The organism is Niallia sp. FSL W8-0177 (assembly GCF_038006285.1).
In the GTDB taxonomy this organism is placed as follows: Bacteria; Bacillota; Bacilli; order Bacillales; family Cytobacillaceae; genus Niallia; species Niallia circulans_A.
This window is the reverse complement of sequence record NZ_JBBOUX010000001.1, coordinates 425928-445146: the sequence shown is the minus strand read 5'-3', so window position 1 is coordinate 445146 and position 19219 is coordinate 425928. Positions and strand designations below refer to the sequence as shown.

17 protein-coding genes are annotated in these 19219 nt (G+C 35.8%); 7 read left to right on the top strand and 10 right to left on the bottom strand.

The window, feature by feature from the left end; translation table 11 throughout:
• Positions 1-52: 52 nt before the first annotated feature.
• The 9 genes from NST77_RS02175 to NST77_RS02135 all read right to left on the bottom strand — a co-directional run bounded on the left by NST77_RS02175 (position 53) and on the right by NST77_RS02135 (position 12136).
• Positions 53-247, bottom strand: a complete 195-nt coding sequence (locus NST77_RS02175; protein ID WP_095330110.1) for a sporulation YhaL family protein — start codon at positions 245-247, stop codon at positions 53-55.
• Between the two features lie 159 nt (positions 248-406).
• Complete coding sequence (gene yhaM, locus NST77_RS02170; protein ID WP_095330111.1) at positions 407-1354, bottom strand: 3'-5' exoribonuclease YhaM; 948 nt, start codon at positions 1352-1354, stop codon at positions 407-409.
• Positions 1355-1410: 56 nt separating this feature from the next.
• Positions 1411-4407, bottom strand: a complete 2997-nt coding sequence (locus NST77_RS02165; protein WP_341122702.1) for an ATP-binding protein — start codon at positions 4405-4407, stop codon at positions 1411-1413.
• 1 nt (position 4408) lies between these two features.
• Positions 4409-5620 (bottom strand): metallophosphoesterase family protein, encoded by a 1212-nt coding sequence (locus tag NST77_RS02160; protein WP_095330113.1) that lies wholly within the window; start codon positions 5618-5620, stop codon positions 4409-4411.
• A 127-nt stretch (positions 5621-5747) separates the two neighbouring features.
• A complete protein-coding gene (locus NST77_RS02155; RefSeq protein ID WP_095330114.1) occupies positions 5748-6995 on the bottom strand; it encodes an ABC transporter permease in 1248 nt (415 codons plus the stop codon).
• The gene (locus NST77_RS02150; protein WP_095330115.1) at positions 6988-7887 is read right to left on the bottom strand and encodes an ABC transporter ATP-binding protein; all 900 of its coding nucleotides are present in this window, start codon (positions 7885-7887) and stop codon (positions 6988-6990) included. The genes NST77_RS02155 and NST77_RS02150 overlap by 8 nt, the downstream gene beginning before the upstream one ends.
• A gap of 180 nt (positions 7888-8067) precedes the next feature.
• Complete coding sequence (locus NST77_RS02145; RefSeq protein WP_123257213.1) at positions 8068-9366, bottom strand: NCS2 family permease; 1299 nt, start codon at positions 9364-9366, stop codon at positions 8068-8070.
• A gap of 215 nt (positions 9367-9581) precedes the next feature.
• The gene (locus tag NST77_RS02140) at positions 9582-11093 is read right to left on the bottom strand and encodes a coproporphyrinogen III oxidase (protein ID WP_095330117.1); all 1512 of its coding nucleotides are present in this window, start codon (positions 11091-11093) and stop codon (positions 9582-9584) included.
• Positions 11094-11269: 176 nt separating this feature from the next.
• The gene (locus tag NST77_RS02135) at positions 11270-12136 is read right to left on the bottom strand and encodes a Cof-type HAD-IIB family hydrolase (RefSeq protein WP_095330118.1); all 867 of its coding nucleotides are present in this window, start codon (positions 12134-12136) and stop codon (positions 11270-11272) included.
• 331 nt (positions 12137-12467) lie between these two features.
• On the opposite strand from NST77_RS02135, the gene NST77_RS02130 reads away from it, so the two are divergent.
• Positions 12468-12668, top strand: a complete 201-nt coding sequence (locus NST77_RS02130; RefSeq protein ID WP_047943041.1) for an alpha/beta-type small acid-soluble spore protein — start codon at positions 12468-12470, stop codon at positions 12666-12668.
• Between the two features lie 131 nt (positions 12669-12799).
• On the opposite strand, the gene NST77_RS02125 is transcribed toward NST77_RS02130, so the two are convergent.
• Positions 12800-13156: a YlbF family regulator gene (locus NST77_RS02125; protein ID WP_047943039.1), complete on the bottom strand. Its 357-nt coding sequence runs from the start codon at positions 13154-13156 to the stop codon at positions 12800-12802.
• Positions 13157-13425: 269 nt separating this feature from the next.
• Between NST77_RS02125 and NST77_RS02120 the strand changes: the two genes are divergently transcribed.
• The 6 genes from NST77_RS02120 to NST77_RS02095 all read left to right on the top strand — a co-directional run bounded on the left by NST77_RS02120 (position 13426) and on the right by NST77_RS02095 (position 19184).
• A complete protein-coding gene (locus NST77_RS02120) occupies positions 13426-14799 on the top strand; it encodes a YheC/YheD family endospore coat-associated protein (protein ID WP_341122701.1) in 1374 nt (457 codons plus the stop codon).
• On the top strand, positions 14792-15892 hold the full coding sequence (locus NST77_RS02115; protein WP_095330120.1) for a YheC/YheD family endospore coat-associated protein: 1101 nt from the start codon (positions 14792-14794) through the stop codon (positions 15890-15892). The genes NST77_RS02120 and NST77_RS02115 overlap by 8 nt, the downstream gene beginning before the upstream one ends.
• A complete protein-coding gene (locus NST77_RS02110; RefSeq protein ID WP_095330121.1) occupies positions 15858-17222 on the top strand; it encodes a YheC/YheD family endospore coat-associated protein in 1365 nt (454 codons plus the stop codon). The genes NST77_RS02115 and NST77_RS02110 overlap by 35 nt, the downstream gene beginning before the upstream one ends.
• Positions 17223-17296: 74 nt before the next feature.
• Entirely contained in the window at positions 17297-18433 is a 1137-nt protein-coding gene (locus NST77_RS02105; protein ID WP_164463784.1) for a YheC/YheD family endospore coat-associated protein, read from the top strand.
• 11 nt (positions 18434-18444) lie between these two features.
• Positions 18445-18621 carry a hypothetical protein gene (locus tag NST77_RS02100; protein ID WP_164463914.1) on the top strand — a complete coding sequence of 59 codons (177 nt, stop codon included), beginning with the start codon at positions 18445-18447 and terminating at the stop codon, positions 18619-18621.
• A gap of 68 nt (positions 18622-18689) precedes the next feature.
• On the top strand, positions 18690-19184 hold the full coding sequence (locus NST77_RS02095) for a hypothetical protein (protein WP_341122700.1): 495 nt from the start codon (positions 18690-18692) through the stop codon (positions 19182-19184).
• Positions 19185-19219: the final 35 nt, after the last annotated feature.

Sequence of the window (19219 nt, the reverse complement as noted above, 5' to 3'; positions counted from 1 at the left end):
GCCTGCACCAATCTTCTCTATTTCTACACTTCTGAAATATCTAAGTACCTATTTAATTCTCATACACTCTTTCTTCCCCATCTCTACGTTTTTTCTCTTCTTCCAGCCTTTTCATATAAACCTCTCCTTCTCGTTCAATTATTTCATTTTCTGCCGCTCTATCCTCTTTCCCGGTTTTAACAGCCATAAAGGCACTAATCGCAATTCCTCCTAATACAAAAATAACCCAAAGTGGAATTCCTAACATTGAAAACTTCCCCTTTCTAGTAATTTCTATCTTTTATTTCATCCTATGCTAGAAAAACTAGATTATTCCCTTGAACGTAATTATCTAGCTGGAAGTTAAGTATATTAGCCCCTCAAAACACAAAAAGGAAGAGAACCCCATGGGAACTCCTCCTTAGTTTTATTTATGGAATGTCGGCTTATAGAAAGAACGATTTTCCAACGGAAATACTCTTTCCGTAAATTCACCTGGTTTCACTCTATCTAACACACGATCTAGCATATTCATTTTGGCATCTAAATTATCAATATAGTGTAAAATTTCCGCTTCTTTAATTAACGGCGCTTTCGGGCTTCCCCATTCAGGTTTCCCATGATGGGATAATACTAAGTGTTGAAGTATTACTACTTCTTCTCCTCTTATCCCTAACTCATCTGCTGCTTTTCCTATTTCATTAATCATAATAGAAATATGTCCAAGCAAATTCCCTTCCAAAGTATAAGAAGTAGAAATCGGTCCAGATAATTCAATTACTTTGCCAAGATCGTGAAGAATGATTCCTCCATATAGCAAATCTTTATCCAAGCTCGGATAAAGAGAGGCAATCGCCTTCGCCAAATCAAGCATACTAACAACATGATACGCTAATCCAGAAACAAATTCATGATGATTTTTCGTTGCTGCTGGATATTGTAAAAATGCCTCTTGATGCTTCTTTACTAAATGTCTTGTAATTCTTTGTATATTAGGATTCTGCATTTCAAAAATGTAATGTGTGATTTTACTTAACATTTCATCTGTAGTTAGGGGCGCTGTTTCAAGGAAATCAGCCAATCGAATGCCCTCTTCTCCTGTTGCCACCTTTATTTGGCGAATTCTTAATTGCAGTTTTCCACGATAACTTTGAATATCTCCATTCACTTTTACAATCGTTTCCGGACGATAGCTCTGCTCATCCATTTCTGTAGCATCCCAAAGCTTTGCTTCAATTTCTCCACTTTTATCTTGAAAAATAAGCGTCATAAACGGTTTTCCGTTACTTGTAATAGCCTTTGTTGCATTCTTTATTAATAAATAAGATTCAAATTGCTCCCCAACTTCATACTGAAGTACTCCTTTTTTCTCCAACTCACTCTCTCCTTTATCTTTCTCTTTATTTAGTATAGCACGAAGTCATTCCAACTTTATAAGCTTGTTTCTCTTTCCTCTACTGGTAATACATGCAAGCTTTCATCGGGAAAGTATTTTAGTAGATGACGATGACAAGTAAAGAAAATCAGCTGATTTTGCTTACAATTCTTTAGTAATTGGATCACTTTTTCTGTACGTTTTTCATCAAAATTAACGAAGCTGTCATCAATAATAAACGGAAAACAAAAGCTTTTATAAAATGTTTGTGCCAAAGCAATGCGAATGGATAAGTAAAGCTGTTCAGTCGTTCCCTGGCTTAATTCCTTCGCTTCATAAAAAAGATGATGCTGACTCTCTACTAAAAACCCAGCTCCTTCCTCCTTGGGAACAATCCGAATATATTTCCCTTCCGTTAGAAAAGCGAGATTGTCCTCTGCCTTTTGCAGCATAGCGGGCAGCTGTTTTTGTTTATATTGTTCAACGGTTTTCGCTAACAGCTGTTTTGCTATAGCAAACTTTGCCCATTCTTTCACATCTTCCTTAAATTCCGACTGAGCTTGTTTAAAGGAATGTAATAAATCTGTATATGTCCCTCCGCCTTCAATTCTAGAAATGGTAAAGTTAGTTGCTGCTGCCTCTTCTACGAGTTCCTGTAAGCGAGAAGCTAATTTATCCATCCGCTTTTTCTTTTCCTCTAATTGCAGCTCAGGATTTAGAATTTGTTGATACAATGAAATATGCTCTTTTGCTATATTAGTCATTTCTAATTGAACGTTAATCGCAGCAAGTCTTTCTTTATATTTAGCTCTCTCCATTTCCAAGGTGGCCTTTTCACGAAATGCCTCTTCATCCGTAACATCTGCAAAGGAAAATAGCGCAGCCTTTTCTTCTGCATAGCGATTATATTCTGTTTGGTATTTATCCAGATCCTCTGATAGTTCTGTTTGCTTTGTCCGTAATGCTTCTTTTCGATCCGTTTTCTTTTTTTCTTCCTTTAGTGTCGTTTTTAAACGGTAGCACATATTAGCAATTGTATCTTTCTCATCTCCTATAAAAGTTTTGAAGAAATAGCTGATTTTGCTAATAATTTCCTCACTCTCTCGATGAATCTCCTCCAATTCTTGATGATAGGAATTTCTTTCTCTATCTTTTCCTTTCCATTCTTCAATTAATAAAAAGGCATCATATATTTGTTGTGTCGCTAGTTCATATGGAATGTTAAGTTCATTAGCCAATTGTCTTAACAACTTCTGATGGGAAAGAAAATCCCCTTCCCACTTTTCAAATGCCTCTAATACCCTCTCATAGCTTTCATTTTGCTGCTCCAATTTAAATTGGAGTTGTGTGAATTTCTCTCTTCTCGTCGTATCCTCTTCAAACTTCTGAGCTTCATAACGAGAAATGCCTTGTCCCTTTTCAAAGCTTTCGACTAACTGAGTACGTTCTTCCTTAATAAGTACTAATCTCTTCTCTTTTTTGCTGATTTCATTTTTAGCTAGTTTTCTTCCAGACAGGAAAAACAACACATAAACAACACATACAACAAAGCAAATAAGGGTTATGAACCATTGCTCAAAAAACAAAGCTCCCGCTCCAGCCAGTAGAAGAAACACCGTTAAAACACTAGTTATCATTGTATTATGCTTCATGCGTTTCTCTTCTAACTTCCTCTGATCTTCCAGTTGATTTATTTCTCTAGAAAGTAAATCTGCTTTTTCCTTGTTCCAGCTATATTGATGATCTGCATTTATACGTTCTTCTAATCTAGCTCTTTCTTCTTTTGGCAAGAGCCTCTGCTTATTCTCCTTCACTGCCTCTTCTAAGGATTCTAAAGCTGTTTGCTCAGCCTTTAGCCGCTCGTCAAGCTCTTCTTTCTGCTCTTTTAATCTCCGTTGCTTAGAAGCAGCTTGTGCACATTGCTCTTTTAAAAAGATGCTTGTATTACTTTCCTTCAATAACATTTTCTCTTCAATCGGTAAATGCAATTTACTCTTTAAACTATCAATATCTTCTTCTATCTTTTTAACTTGATTTTCAACTTGCGTCTGCCGATTTTGTAATTGTTCATATACGGGGAACTTTTCAACAGCAAGTAAGATATTATTTTCAGCGATAAGAAGTTCTTCCTGTATAGGAATGCTTGCTATTTCTTGTTCCATTTCTTCCATCCGTGCTTCTATATGCTGAATTTCAGCTTCTACAGAAAGCAATTTCTCCTTCAAGGCTTCCCATCTCATTAATCCATTTTGAGGAAAATTGAAGTCTTTGCAGGTAGCTAATTTTTGCTCTAACAATTCCTGCTCACGTACCATCCCTCTAATTTTAATCCATTCTTCCAATAACCATTTTTCATGCTCTTCTTTTTTTAACTCTGCTTCTGTCAGCTGTCTCTCTTGTTCAATCTTTCTTTTCTTTGCAAGTAATTGTTCATATTGATTATTATCCTTCTCTGCACTTTTTAATTGGCTATGCTTATCTCGTAAAACTTGCAGTTTTTCATTAAGGACAGGCTTCTTCCCGCTAGGCTTGTAGCGTACATCTAGTTCCTTCTGCAGCTCATTTTCTACTTTCAATAAGCGGTCAGATCCGACAGCGCCAGTGGAAAATAAAAAGCGCCCCAGCTCTTCTCCTCTTAATTGCTGGACATTTTGCAATCCATGTAAATTAAAAGAAAAGATTGATTGATAGAGAGCTTTATCGATTCCTGCTAATAGTTCATCTAGAAGCTCCTCTTGTCCTCTTCTTCCATCCGCTAAAGTAACTGTCACATCCCCTGTAGCTTTTCCTTTTACGCGTTCGATTGTTGTTAATCCGAAATTTGGAAAATAGATGTCTAATTTCCCGCCATATTTATGCTGCAGCTTTGGCTCATAGCGTAATTCCGTCTGCTGTTTTGTGGGGAATCCGAATAAGATGCTATGAATAAAACTCATAATTGTCGATTTTCCTGCCTCATTTTCGCCATAAAACACATGAACAGGGGAGTGAATGGAAAACGTTATATTTTCTAGCTTTCCATATCCGTAAATCGTTATTTTCTTTAATTCCATATTAGTTGCCTCCCCTCTTCACCAGCATTGTCAGCAGTAAATCTTCTGCCTCTTCCGCTAATTCTTGTTTTTCTTCAGCTGTAAGCTCTTCTAAAAAGCGATGGGCCTTTGGATGCTGAAATAAAGGTGCAACTGCTTCATTCACTAGTTCGAAATCCTTTGTTACAGCAAATAGTTCTTCATAAAATGCCGATTCCCTTAACAAATTCTCTTTTAACCATTCTGTATTTTCCTGTACTTTTATCGAATTAACCCAGACAAAGGAGTCCTCATCTACCTCATCTTGCTGAAGGATCTCCAATAAATCAGAAGCTAGAAAAGAGTCTTGTAAACGCAATTTCTCTATCTCTAGTGATATAAGGTAAGAATATTTCCTATCTCCAACTGCATCCATTTCTTTTCGACAGAGCTTGTATAAATCATCAAATGTATGGACAAAACTGGCATCTATTTTCACTGTTTCCCAAATTACTTCAGAGGTTGGAATAAATTCTAAACTGGCATCCTCATCCCTTAGTTCCACATAATAGCATCCCTTTACTTCTGTTTCCTTTTTATGTCGTCCTTGAATGTTTCCTGGATAGACAATCGGAGGCACAGACTCTAAAATTTCCCGTTTATGGATATGTCCTAGGGCCCAATAATCCATTTTCTTAGCAAGTAAATCCTTTACTTGAAAAGGAGCATAGGCGCTATGTTCAGTCGAGCCCTCTAAATTGCCATGCAGAATTCCAACATGAAAATTTGCCTCACCGCTTCGTTCGTATTCAACAATTCTTCGCTCTTTAATATGTCTTGTTTCATAACTAAATCCATAAAGATTCACCGATAAATTATTTTTCACATATTTTTTTACTGTTACCATCGATGGAAAAACATGAACATTAGGAGGAAGTTCTATTTGTACCCAGCTTCCATTTAAATGATCATGATTTCCATGTATCAGATACACTTCAATTTGATTTTCCTCTAAGCGCAGCATTTCATTTCGGAAGCGAATTTGCGCTTTTATACTTCTATCTTCCCCATCGTATATATCTCCAGCAATAATTATAAAGTCTACCTTTTTGCTGATGGCTGCATCAATAACCTTTTTAAATGCAGTAAACGTGCTTTCTTTTAGTTTGTTATGTATTGTTACGGGCAAATTCTTCAACCCAACCATCGGACTGTCTAAATGTAAATCTGCACAATGTATAAAGGATATTTCCATACTCTCACGTCCTAAAACTATTTGCTTCTATTCTACCATGCAAAAAATACGAATGCACGTTCTTATCCTTTTGCAGCTTGTTTTGGAACATAAAAAATGCCTCACTTATTATGAGGCATTTTCCGAATTATTCTTTTTTCGTTAGCTGCAGGGCTTTTTTAATATCTTTATAAGAGTTAGATTTTCCGTACATAAGGACGCCGCCTTTATATACTCTTGCACCAAAAATAGCGAGAATCATAATGGTTGCCACTAAAACAACAATTCCTAAAATAGGTTCCCAAACTGGCAAATTCAGCATTCCTACTCTCATAAACATAAGCATAGGTGTAAAGAATGGGATATAAGATGTAATTGTTACAAAAGTGGTATCAGGTGCGCTTAATCCGAACATCGCAATCATAAATCCGGCCACAATTAATAATGTCATTGGCGTAATCATTTGCTGCACATCTTCAATTCTACTTACAAGCGAACCTAGCAATGCAGCCAGAGTAGCATATAGGAAATAACCTAAAATAAAGAAGATCGCCGCATAGATAATGGTACTTACAGGCACTTCGCTAAATCCGAAGAATCCTTCCATCGAACCTAGGCTATCATTGTTAGTTAATGAAAAATAACCTACAAGCATCAAAATCGCCAGCTGAGTTAAGCTTAATAAGCCGATTCCCAGAATTTTGGCAAACATATGCTTAATTGGAGATACACTTGAAATTAAAATTTCCATTACTCGTGAGGATTTTTCAGTCGCCACTTCTGTCGCTATCATATTGGCATATAGGATAACGGCAAAGTATATTAAGAATAAGAGAACATAAACTAACCCTCTAGCCTGGTTTAATTCTTCTTCTGTCTTTGCATCTTTCTCAAGAGCAATTTTTTCAAATGCAACGGGTTCATTCAATTTCGTAAGCTGCTCATTCGTTAAATTGAGTTGATTCGCTGCTAATTGACTTTTAACCATTTGAATACTATTGGTAATATTATCGGAAACAGTTGTTTCTGCAATATCCATGGTATAATAAGTCGCTATAGGTAATTTACTTTCATCCATATTCACTATTAGTAAACCACTATAATTTCCTTCTTCCACTTCTTGTTTTGCTGCTTCTTCACTGTCCTTATAAGCAACTAATTTTAAATCTTCATTTAACGTCTCTGTTGCCTCTTGAATTGCTGGTAATAAAGAGTTGCTTTGATCAATTACGGCTACTTCCGTCTTTCCTTCATCACTAGAAAAAGTATCGATAATCGTAGTAATATTTGTTAGTGCAACCACAAATATTAAGGTAATAGCCGTTGTAATTAGAAATGATTTCGTTTTGAACTTACTTAAAAAGGTATGAAATAAGATAACCCAAAAACTATTCAAGAGAAGCACCTACCTTTTCGATAAAAATATCATTTAAAGAAGGCTCTTCTAATGCAAATTTGCGAATAAAGCCCTTTCCAACTATATCATTTAGAATTCGCTCCGCAACTTCTTCTCCTTCAATTTGCAAAGAAACACCTTCTGCTGTTTCTTTTAATTTTAATACGCCTGGATAGCGAATTAAATGTGTCAAATCAAAATCAGCGTGTATGGTTACATTCTTCTTCCCAAAGCTTCTCTTAATATCCTTAAGAGAGCCATGAACAACAGGCTTTCCTTTATGCATAATACAGAGATGCTGGCATAATTCCTCGACATGCTCCATCCGGTGACTAGAGAATACAATACTTGTTCCATTATTTTTCAAATCTACTACTGCACTTTTTAACTGCTCCACATTTACTGGATCTAACCCACTGAATGGCTCATCTAAAATTAATAATTTAGGCTTATGTAAAACAGCACTAATAAATTGAATTTTTTGTTGGTTTCCTTTGGAGAGCTCCTCTACTTTTTTATCCATGTATTCAGGAACCTTAAAGCGGTTTAGCCAATATTCTAGCTCATTTAATGCTGCTTTTTTTTCCATGCCTCTAAGTCTCGCTAGATAGATAAGCTGATCCCGTACTTTTAGTTTAGGATATAGACCTCGCTCTTCCGGCAGATATCCAATATATGGACTTGTTGAGTAATTAATCGGCTTACCATCCCAGGTTATTTGTCCTGCTGTACTTTCTAATATTCCTAAAATCATGCGAAAAGTTGTCGTCTTTCCTGCTCCATTGCCTCCAAGAAAGCCGAACATTTCATTTTCAGGAATCGAAATAGATAAATCATCTACTGCTGTGAACGAACCAAATTTTTTTGTCACGTTTCTTAGCTCTAATGACACAAAATCCCCTCCTCACTCTTTAATACGAATAGAACGGTAAAAGGTTTCAATGGATATTACTATTATCTGTAGGAAATAAGAAATAATTAAAACTTGAGTGGAATAGAACCTGATGTATATTGAGTTTCATAAAAAAAAGCTGCTATATACTCTATTGAGTCTAACAGCAGCTTTTTCCTTTTAATGTGGTAAGAACACTAATTGATAAAGGAATAATACGGCAAATACGTAAACGAGTGGATGAACCGTTTTTCCTTTTCCTTTTACTAGCTTTAATAATGGATAGGAGATAAATCCAAGGGCAATTCCTGTTGCAATGCTTGATGTAAGCGGCATGCTTAGGATGACTATAAATGCTGGGAATGCTTCATCAAACTCTGACCATTTCACATCACTTATTGCCCCCATCATCAAGCTTCCTACAATTATTAGAGCAGGAGCTGTAATAGCAGATAAACCAGAAATGCTGCTCACTAACGGAGCAAAAAAGGCAGAAATAATAAATAAAACAGCAATTGTAACACCAGTTAAACCAGTACGGCCACCTGCTGCAACACCTGATGTCGATTCAATAAAAGCAGTGGTTGGACTTGTCCCAAACATTGCGCCAACAGATGTTCCAAGTGAATCAGCAAGAAGTGCCTGCCTTGCTTTTGGCAGCTTATTGTTTTTTATTAATCCAGCTTGCTCAGCCACCCCAATCATCGTACCAGTGGTATCAAAAATCGTTACCAATAAAAAGGAGAAAACGACAGCGTACAATCCATGTTGAATAACATCGCCAAATGCTGAAATTGGATTGCTAATGATAAGTCCCTCTGGTAAATGCGGGCTTGCCATAATTCCATTTTCAAAGGATAAGTAACCAGTAAAGTAAGCGATAATGCTTGTTACAATCATCCCAATAAATAACGCACCTTTTATATTCAAACTAAACAGAACAATCGTAATAGCTAAACCAATAAGGGCGATTATAACAGTGGGAGACTGAAGATCACCTAGTCCAACTAGATTTTCTGGATTGGCAACAATAATTCCCGTTTGTCTCAACCCGATAAATGCTATAAATAAACCAATACCAGCTGTTATTCCATGTTTCAAATTATCTGGAATAGCTTGAATTAATTTTTCTCTAAATGATGTTAATGACAAGATAACAAAAATAATACCGGCAACAAATACTGCAGAGAGTGCTACCGTATAATCGACGTTATTATTTCCAACAACCGAAAAAGCAAAGTATGCGTTCAATCCCATACCCGGAGCAATAGCAATAGGATAATTTGCAAGCAAAGCCATCCACAATGTCCCGATAGTAGCTGCTATGATGGTTGCTAGGAATACTTGGTCAAATGGAATTCCTGCTTCTTTTAAAATTCCTGGATTGACTACTACTATGTAAACCATTGTTAAAAAAGTTGTGAATCCAGCCATTAACTCTGTTTTCACAGTTGTATTATTTTCCTTTAACTTAAACATGAAAGAACCTCCAAAAAACGAACATTTAAAAACAACATTATCTATGTTATTCGTTTTTACTGCAAAAAGCAACTATTTTTCTCGATAGAAAAATGGCAATTTAGTGAAATACCTTTATTAGTTTGACACTAGTCTTTCTTTTCCATACGAAAATAATCACAGAAACAAAAAAATCTACCAGAACGGAAATAGTTCTAATAGATTTTTAATGATCTTTATTTAGATGCTTCTAATGAAAAATGTTCATTTAACAAGGCAATTTTTTTATCCGTATATTCCACAAAACTTTCATTATATGTTTTAGGATGTTTAGGATTAGAAAATTGGGTAATCTTACCTGTAACAGGATGAATAAATTTGCTGGACGCTCCACAGCCTACACCAATAACCGTCTGCAGTTCTTCCATCATCATAATATTATAGATACTTTCCTGGTTTTTCTTTGAATAGCCGACATTCTCTAAATTTCCTAGAATATTTTTCTGACGGTATAAATAGTACGGGACATAATCATGTTTCTCTGTCCATTCTTCCGCCATCTTCATCATTTCCTGAATTTCCTCTCTATCCGCTACCTTATATCTAGATTTATTGCGGGTCATTTCAGACGCACGTTTAAACGACAGAGTATGAACAGTCAGTGATTCAGGCATTAACTCTTCTGTTTTATCAAGAGAATATTGAAATTCTTCCACACCTTCACCTGGAAGCCCAATAATTAAATCCATATTAATATTATTCATGCCATGCTTACGTGCTAAATGATACTTTTCAATTGTTTCTTCTACTGTATGATGTCTACCAATCGCTTTTAATGTTTGTTGTGTATACGATTGTGGATTAATACTAATTCGATCGATATTATATTTTTTTAACACTTCCAGTTTGTCTGGCGAAATTGTATCCGGTCTCCCTGCTTCGACCGTGATTTCACGAATGTTTTCTACATTTGGAAAAGAAGCATGCATGCGCTCGTAAAGCATGTCCATTTCTTCTGCTGAAATACTTGTTGGTGTTCCTCCCCCATAATAGACGGTTGTAATATTAATATTTTTTTCTTTTAGCCACTCCCCTATCTTTTCCATTTCATAATGAAGCCCGCCTAAAAAGGAGGAAACTGAGCCTTGTCGTCCATTAATGGCATAGGCTGGGAACGTACAGTAAGCACATTTTGTCGGACAAAATGGAATTCCAATATAGATGCTTACTTCTTTTTTCAAATCATATAAATCAGGAATCACTGCTAATTGGCGATCAATGATTTTCTGCATTAGCTCGATTTTTTCATCGGACATTAAATATTCCTCACGAAGAGATTGATGCGCCTCTTCTATCGGTGTTTGCTTTTGCATATGCCGGTGAAGAAGTTTTGTTGGGCGTATACCTGTTAAAATCCCCCATTTTTGCACCATTCCTGTATACTCTTGCAGCAATAATAAATAACTTTTGGAAATGGCTTTTTTCATTTGCTTAAATATTTCTTTATCCGTTAACTGACTAAGATCTGCATGGCTATTACATATAGTTTCTTCTTTTAATTCCTTGAGCTTGCCTTTTACGATAAATTCATGCCCAATAATTTCTGTTTCGAACTCAACATGAAGGTCTGCTTTTTCTTCTAGTTCTCTATAAAGCACCTTTGTATCTTCAAAAAATAAATTGCCTATGTGCTCTAATGGCCTAATATAACGTTCATCTGTTAATCCTTGTATATATATTTGTTTCATCGTTATTTTTCAACTCACCTTTTATTCTGAATATTATCATGCTTTATTTAACCAATTATACTGCAGTATAAAAAAAATAACTAGAAAGGTCAAAAGACTTTCTGTTAGCTATTCTAGAAAAGGGAACAGGAGAAGTCTCCGCGTGACTTCTCCTCCTATAAAAATATAAATAATAGCTATTTTATAATATTCATCTTGCGCAAAAACTCAATGGGATGCTGTTTACGGAAGTGTTCCTTGACCATGTAAGCAACCCCTTCTTGGTCATTAGATCTCGTTACCCAGTCCGCTGCAATTTTCAATTGATTTGGAGCATTTCCCATTGCCACACCAAGACCTACTGCTTCAATTACCTCTAAATCGTCTAATCCGTCTCCTATGGCAACCATTTCGCTGCTCTTTATCCCGAGCTTTTCCCCTAAAAATAACAACCCGCTTCGTTTCGATACACCAGCTGGTAAAATATCTAGACGCAACTCATTATGTTGAACAATATGGATATTATCAAACATTTTTCCAAGCACTTCTTTTGCATCCTCGCAGTCTTTTTTCTCTTCAAAATAAACTTCCATTTTGGGCGGACTTACTGGTTCTTCTAATAAAACATCACTTAAAACATCGACAAATTGGTGGGAATAAAAGACTGGATCTCCAGATGATAAGACCGTTTTTGCAAGCATATTATGATGGAGTTTTGATTTGTTAGCTAGTGAGAATTTTTCATGTACCAAACGAATTTGGCATATGAATCCTTCTAAGAATCGGACAATATCTGATGTAAGGTCGTCTGCGATTCGTTTAACAAAAATAGTATCATCTTCATTATTGGCCACTAATGCTCCTTCATGTGCCACGATGTAACTATTTAATTTCAACGCTTTTGCCACCTTTTTCGCAGAGGGCAAGCTCCTTGCAGTTACAAGCGTTACATAAATTCCCTTTTGCTGTACATATTCAATCGCCTCTTTTGTCGCTTTCGTTAAGCGGCCATTTGATTGAAGGAGAGTACCATCGATATTTAAAGCTAGTAAGCGATAGATCATAAATTTCCCCCATTTCTTCGATGTATTGTCTTTATATATCATTTATGTAGAAAACAAGCATAATAGAACTTTTGAGGGAAGATTAACAAAAGATGTATGAATTTATTTCGGTAAGATTTTGTAATGCGAGGATTCGTTGTTAGGTAGTAAAATACGTTCTGTTATGCGCTCAAATTTAATTTAAAGCTCGCAATCCTTTTTAGGATCGAGTAGTGTAGTATAGCAAACCAATGGAAAAAATTGCTTTTTACTTTTTTGAATAAAATAAGTCATTTTTTTTAAAATAATAAACGTAACACAAATTAAATTACTCAAGGAGGAAACATTCATCATGGCAAATAACAATTCAAATCAATTATTAGTTCCTGGAGTATCTCAAGCATTGGATCAAATGAAGTATGAAATTGCATCAGAGTTCGGGGTAAACCTTGGAGCTGAAACTACTTCTCGTGCTAACGGTTCTGTTGGTGGCGAAATCACTAAAAGATTAGTACAAATGGCTGAGCAACAACTTGGCGGCAGCAGATTCTAAGAATAATTAAATAAATTTGGCTAATGGAGGACGGCGGCATGCCGTCCTCCTCTTGTTTTCTAAATAAGCCACAGGAAACGCCCCCGCAACCATAAAAAACCCCTACTAAGAGTAGAGGAGTTTTGTCATTATTATTGTTGTTGAGCAGGACCGTAAAGCTCTTCTAATGGTTTCATGATGATTTGGTTCAATTCACCAATTAATACGCTCATACGTTGTTCTGCTTCCATCAATTTCGAAATACTTTCGTGTTGTTGAACAAGTGCTACTGTTTTTTGGGCTTGTTCTACTTCTTCTTGTGTAATTTCTTGACCAGACATTTGCTTTTGCTGAAGCTGTAATTGAATATTACGGAAATTATCAAACATCGCTTTCGCAGAAGGATCTCCATTTACCGTATCATACATCTTTTTCAATTCTGTATATTCATCACTTTGACGAATCGCTTTCTCTAAAGCATTAGCAGGATCATGTAAATTTACTGCCATTTAAACAACTCCTTTTCATTAACAATTGACTCCACTATAACAAACTATGCATCATAATACCAGAAATACCTCTATTTCAGAAAATCAAGAAAGCTTCTAAAAATTAATACAAACAATTCTTCGGCAGCTAATCGATAAATCTTTTTCCTATGTCTTTCACACCTTTGCTTATCTTTCATAAGATATATCAGCACCAAAATAGGCGAATATCCGTATTGCCTCTTCATAACTTGAAAAACAAATGGGGAATCTGGATGACTCTGAAATTTTTGCAACTAACAAAAAAAGATGATTTTCAAAAAACATTAAAAGGATTATCTATTGCAATCAGTCCCTCTTTATTAAAATTTTTACATGTGGATCTCCATGATGACGTTTATGTATGTATAGCTAAAATGCTTATTCCAGTAAATGTACAAACACATTCACTTGAAAAACAAGATATTGTTTTTAGTACAGATTTAGAAAAAAACTTGCCAATTCCTAAAGAAATCAACACCTATCTTCTGCCTTATTATCACAAGAATCAAATAATCCATTTAGGCCCTGTTATTGGTATATTAACAGAAGTGAACGACGACAAAGAGGATATTTCTTTTCCTGCTATTCAACATTTATGCAAGGAATTGACGGAAGAATTAACGCAAATAGGCGGATTCTTTTATCTGTTCGGATTACAGCATGTTCAAGATGATTTCGTTCACGGTTATTTTTTTGCTAATAACACCTGGTCTAAACAACCATTACCTTATCCTAATGTCGTTTATAATCGACTTCATTCGCGAAAGGCAGAGGCAAGTACTTCTTTTTTGCAGCTCAAAAAAATATTAGAAGACAAAGAAATTCCTATTTTTAATAGTAAATTTTTTTCAAAGGATGAAACATATCAACTTCTCGTAAAAAATGCGGAAGTTACTCTCCATTTACCGGTAACGGAGCCTTTAACTGTGGAAAACTTACACTTTATGCTTAAGAATTTTCCAGTTCTCTATGTGAAACCTGTTCATGGAAGCCAAGGCAGAAATATCATTCATATTGAGTCCTTTAACAATCATTATATTGCTACAATTTCTTCTGGAAAAAGGAAAGGGAAAAGCCAGCTTTTCACGGAAGAAAAAAAACTTTGGAAATGGCTAGAACACTACAGTAAGGGAAGATCTTATATTTGCCAGCAAGGAATAGATTTTCAAAAATGGCAAGGGCGCTCCCTTGACTTTCGTATTCTTTGCCACAAAAACTATCAAGGGAACTGGACAATAACATCTACCGTTGCCAGAATTGCCCAAAAGAATGCAATTGTTGCCAATCTTGCCCAAGGCGCAGAGATGAAGCCTGCAAAAGCGGTGTTAAATGAATTGCTGCATACAGAAAATACAGAACAAAAATTGGAGGAATTAAAAAGATTAGCAATCGAAATTGCCATTCTCCTCCATAAAAATACAGATGGATACTTAGGTGAACTTGGAATCGACATAGGCATGGATAAACAAGGACACTTATGGATCATAGAGGTAAACTCTAAACCTTCTAAGAAATTAGAGGAACATATTGAAAAAACAAGGCCATCCACAAAAGCTTTACTTGAATATTTTATTGCACTTTCCTTTTCCCCTTGTTTAAAGGAGCTATCAGACGATGAATAATTTCGGGATCATGTCATTATCCCTCGACCATGAAAATCATTACATTCACCAAATCGCAAAATATGGAAGGGATTTCGGATTTACGATCTATCATTTTGTCCCTTCTACTTATCATCCCTTTACACATACCGTAAAAGGAAAACAATATATGCCAGATTCAGATAGTTGGATAGAAGCAGAATTTCCGGTTCCTTCTATTCTATATGATCGCTGCTTTTATCATGATGATTCACATTCCATTCAATGCAAAAATATTATTCAGTGGCTGAAAAAACAACCGACAATTACTTTTCTCGGCAATGGATTACCAAATAAATGGAAGCTATACCAAGTATTACGCGAGTCAAAACTTTCTGCATATATTCCTGAAACTTTTCTCTTACAATCAGCCAATCAAATAAATTTTCAGAACTTAAATCCTGTCATTATTAAACCAATAAATGGTTCTCAAGGAAATGGACTATATTTTATTAAAAAGCAAAATAAAGACATCTTAGTTAGAACAGATAAAAAAGAAAAAACAATAGAAAAAATATTTTCGGATCAAGTGACTTTTAATAAATGGCTTAACCAGCTGTTAAAAAGAAATTCTTATATCATGCAGGCCCATCTTCCACTTACTAACAAAGAAGAGCAGCCATTTGATATTCGCGCTTTTATGCAAAAAAATCCAAAGGAAGAATGGAACGTTATCGAAAAAGGAATCCGCATTGGCGAAAAAGGAAGAATTATTTCTAATTTAAGTGCTGGTGCGTCGATTATCGCTTTTGAAGATTGGTTTCAAACCGCTCCCTTTCCATTAAAAGGCTTTCTTAAACAAGAGATGGAGGAAATTCTTACCCTCCTTCCTTCTATTTTAGAAAATTCCTTCTCTACACTATTTGAGCTTGGCGTAGATATTGGCATTTCACCAAATGGGTCATTATGGATTCTTGATGTAAATTCAAAGCCTGGGAGAAAAGTAATCATGACAGCATATCCACATCTATGTGAAAAGCTCTATCAAGCTCCAATCCTTTATGCTGCTAAACTTGCTGATGATAAAAGGAGGAATCGAGATGAAGAAGCTATATCCTATCGAAATAATCTCTAACAGCGAAAATACTGTTTACTTACCAACAGACTTTGAAGCAAATAAAAATTTGAAAATAATTGCATTTGGAACCGTCAGCAAAGAAGCCACTATAAAAAAACATAAAAAATCAAAAAATATCATAGGCATTAGTTCCGATCTTTTTAAAGAATTACTACTGCCTTCCAACAGTTCAAATGTGCACTTATTTTCAGATGACGAAACCATCTATATCGGCCCACTCGTAGGCATATTCACTTCTGGCTTTTCAACAATTAAAGTTCGCCCAATCGGGGATCGCTCGATTCTATTTTCTAAACTTCTTTCTGTGCAAAAAACAGTGGGAGTCATTGCCTTCCTATTTGGAGAGCAGCATATTAATTGGGAAACAGGAACAATTAATGGACTATTTTATGAAGATGGCTGGAAATCAGTAGAAGTTCCTTTTCCGAATGTCGTTTATGACCGTATCCCAAATCGCCGAATTGAAAATCTCCACAGAATCCAGGCCGTTAAAACGCGATTACAGAAAGAATACTCTATATCCTGGTATAATCCTGGTTTCTTTAACAAACTCGATATTTATGAACGACTTCTTCAGGATGACAGTATTTCCGATTATTTGCCTGAAACCCATGCACTCACTAATTTTTCTGTCATTGAAAGAATGCTGAGCAACTTCGGCAATGTCTATATAAAACCTAAAAATGGAAGTCTTGGTAAGGGAATCTACCAAATACTATTTGATAAAAAGGATGGCTGCTATTATACTCGCTTTAAAGATGAGGAGCAGGGTAATCGCTTAATGAAATTTGATCATTTGGAAGCATTAATGAATCACTTATTCGAAAATCAGAATTTATCTCATTATATCGTTCAACAAGGTATTCACTTAATTCGTTCAGAAAAAAAATCAGTCGATTTCCGTGTGCATACTAATAAAAATAAAGATGGTCAATGGGAAATGACGGCAATGGCCGCAAAAATTGCAGGCACAGGCAGTGTTACCACTCATCTTAATAATGGTGGTACGGTTAAAGCAATCGAAGAATTAACCAATACAGACCTTCATTGCGAAGAAATAAGCAATAAACTATCGAAGGCGTCCTTGCAAATAAGTAAGGCCATGGAAAAACAAATGGAAGGATATATAGGAGAAATCGGCTTTGATTTAGGATTGGACCGAAAAGGACGCGTATGGTTATTCGAAGCCAATGCAAAGCCGGGAAGAAGTATTTTTAAGCATCCTTCTCTTAAAAAATTTGATTTAGAGACTCGCAGAAAATCGCTCGAATACGCAGTCTTCCTAATGGATCAAAGTATTAAAAATCTTGAGGATATCTACCAATGAATATTTATTATGATTCCGAAAAAGAATGTTGGTATACAGCCTCGCGGGATACTTACCTTTTTGGGGCATCTAACATGTGCTTAGCTAATTTAATGCCAGCTGCCAACCATGCAGCTTTCCCAATTGTCCCACATGAAGATAAGGTTGGTCCATTAATCGGAATTATGATTGCAAGAAATAAACATAATAAATTAATTGGAAATGGCGAGCTCTTTAAACAGCTACAGGAAAAACTTCAACAACATGCGGGAGGAATTATCGTTATCTTTCCTCCTGAAAACTTACAGACAGAAAAACTAACGGGATATATATTTTGTTCCAGCAGAAACAGTTGGATAAAAGCGATTACTCCGTTACCAAACATTGTCTATAATCGTGTTCCTTTTCGAAAAACAGAGAAGCAGGAACCCTTTCAGACTGCCGTGTCCTTTTTAAAAGAACAAGGAATCCCCTTTTTTAACGCTTCATTTATTAATAAATGGGAGCTTCATCAATTGTTTCGTGATTCCCCTTTCTTAAAAGAGCATTTGCCTAAAACAACTCTTTTAAAGCAGAAGGAAGACTTTGCTGATTTTCTGCTTACGTATAAAAATATTTACTTAAAACCAGTAGAAGGCTTTAAGGGGAAAAATATTTACCGTATCAGATTAAAACAAAACGATTCTATCCATGTCAGTACAACCGAGGAGACCAAATACTACTCAAGTTTAAATCAAGTCTGGGAACAGTATCAGCAAGATTGGCTCCAAAGAGAGTACTTGCTCCAAGAAGAAATTGACGGAGCCTTATATAATGGAAATCGCTATGATTTTCGCCTATTAGTTACCTTTGAAAATCGCTATGTCCTTACTGGAGTGGGAGTGAGACAATCAACCCAGCAGAATGTCACAACCCATATACCTTCCGGCGGAAAATTGCTTTCTTATCAGGAAGTACAACAAAAAGAGCATGACTTATTTTTCAAAAAAATAGTTGATCACTGTGGAATCTTGTTAACCCAAAAATATGGTTTTACGGGTGAGTTTTCCATCGATGCCTGTGTCGATAAGAATGGCCAGTATTATCTTTTCGAGGTTAATGCCAAACCGATGTTATTTGACGAAAAAGAAATTGAAGAAAAACGATGCCAGCAGCTAATAAAGCTTTTTTATTCATTAACTAATTTCCCCTTTCAGAATAAATCGCAGGAGATGACCCATCCTAAAACTTAGGAGGGATTATCATGAAAAAAGCTAAAAAAGATCTCCCATACGAGGGAAAAGAAAAAGCTTATTTAGATATTGATCGAATCATAAATGAAGGGTTAGCAGGTGGAACAGTAATAAATAGAGAAAATAACACAAATATGGAGGAAGCAAGGGAACTACCGGAAGAAGAACCCCCTCATCTAATCAAATAAACTGTTCAGGCATCCCCTCCTTTTTATTGGCAAAGGGGGTGCTTTTTTGCTCTCATTCGATTGATTTTATGATTTTGTCAGCTAATGTGGAGGATTTTCCAGCCGGATTTTTATTTTATCAGCCAAATCTGTGGTCTTTTCAGCCAAACTTTTGGTTTATCAGCCAAATCTGCACTCTTTTCAGCCAAACTTTTATTTTATCAGCCAAATCTGCACTCTTTTCAGCCAAACTTCTTGTTTATCAGCCAAAACACCACTCTTTTCAGCCAAACTCCCTTTTTATCAGCCAAAACACCACTCTTTTCAGCCAAACTTCCGATTTATCAGCCAAATCTGCACTCTTTTCAGCCAAACTTCTTGTTTATCAGCCAAAACACCATACTTTTCAGCCAAACTTCCTTTTTATCAGCCAAAACACCACTCTTTTCAGCCAAACTTCTTGTTTTATCAGCCAAAACACCATACTTTTCAGCCAAACTTCCTTTTTATCAGCCAAAACACCATACTTTTCAGCCAAACTTCCTCACCACAAACCATCTTCATCACTTGCCCCTTTTCTATAAATCGGTATAGAATAAAATTATGAAAACATTTCGGA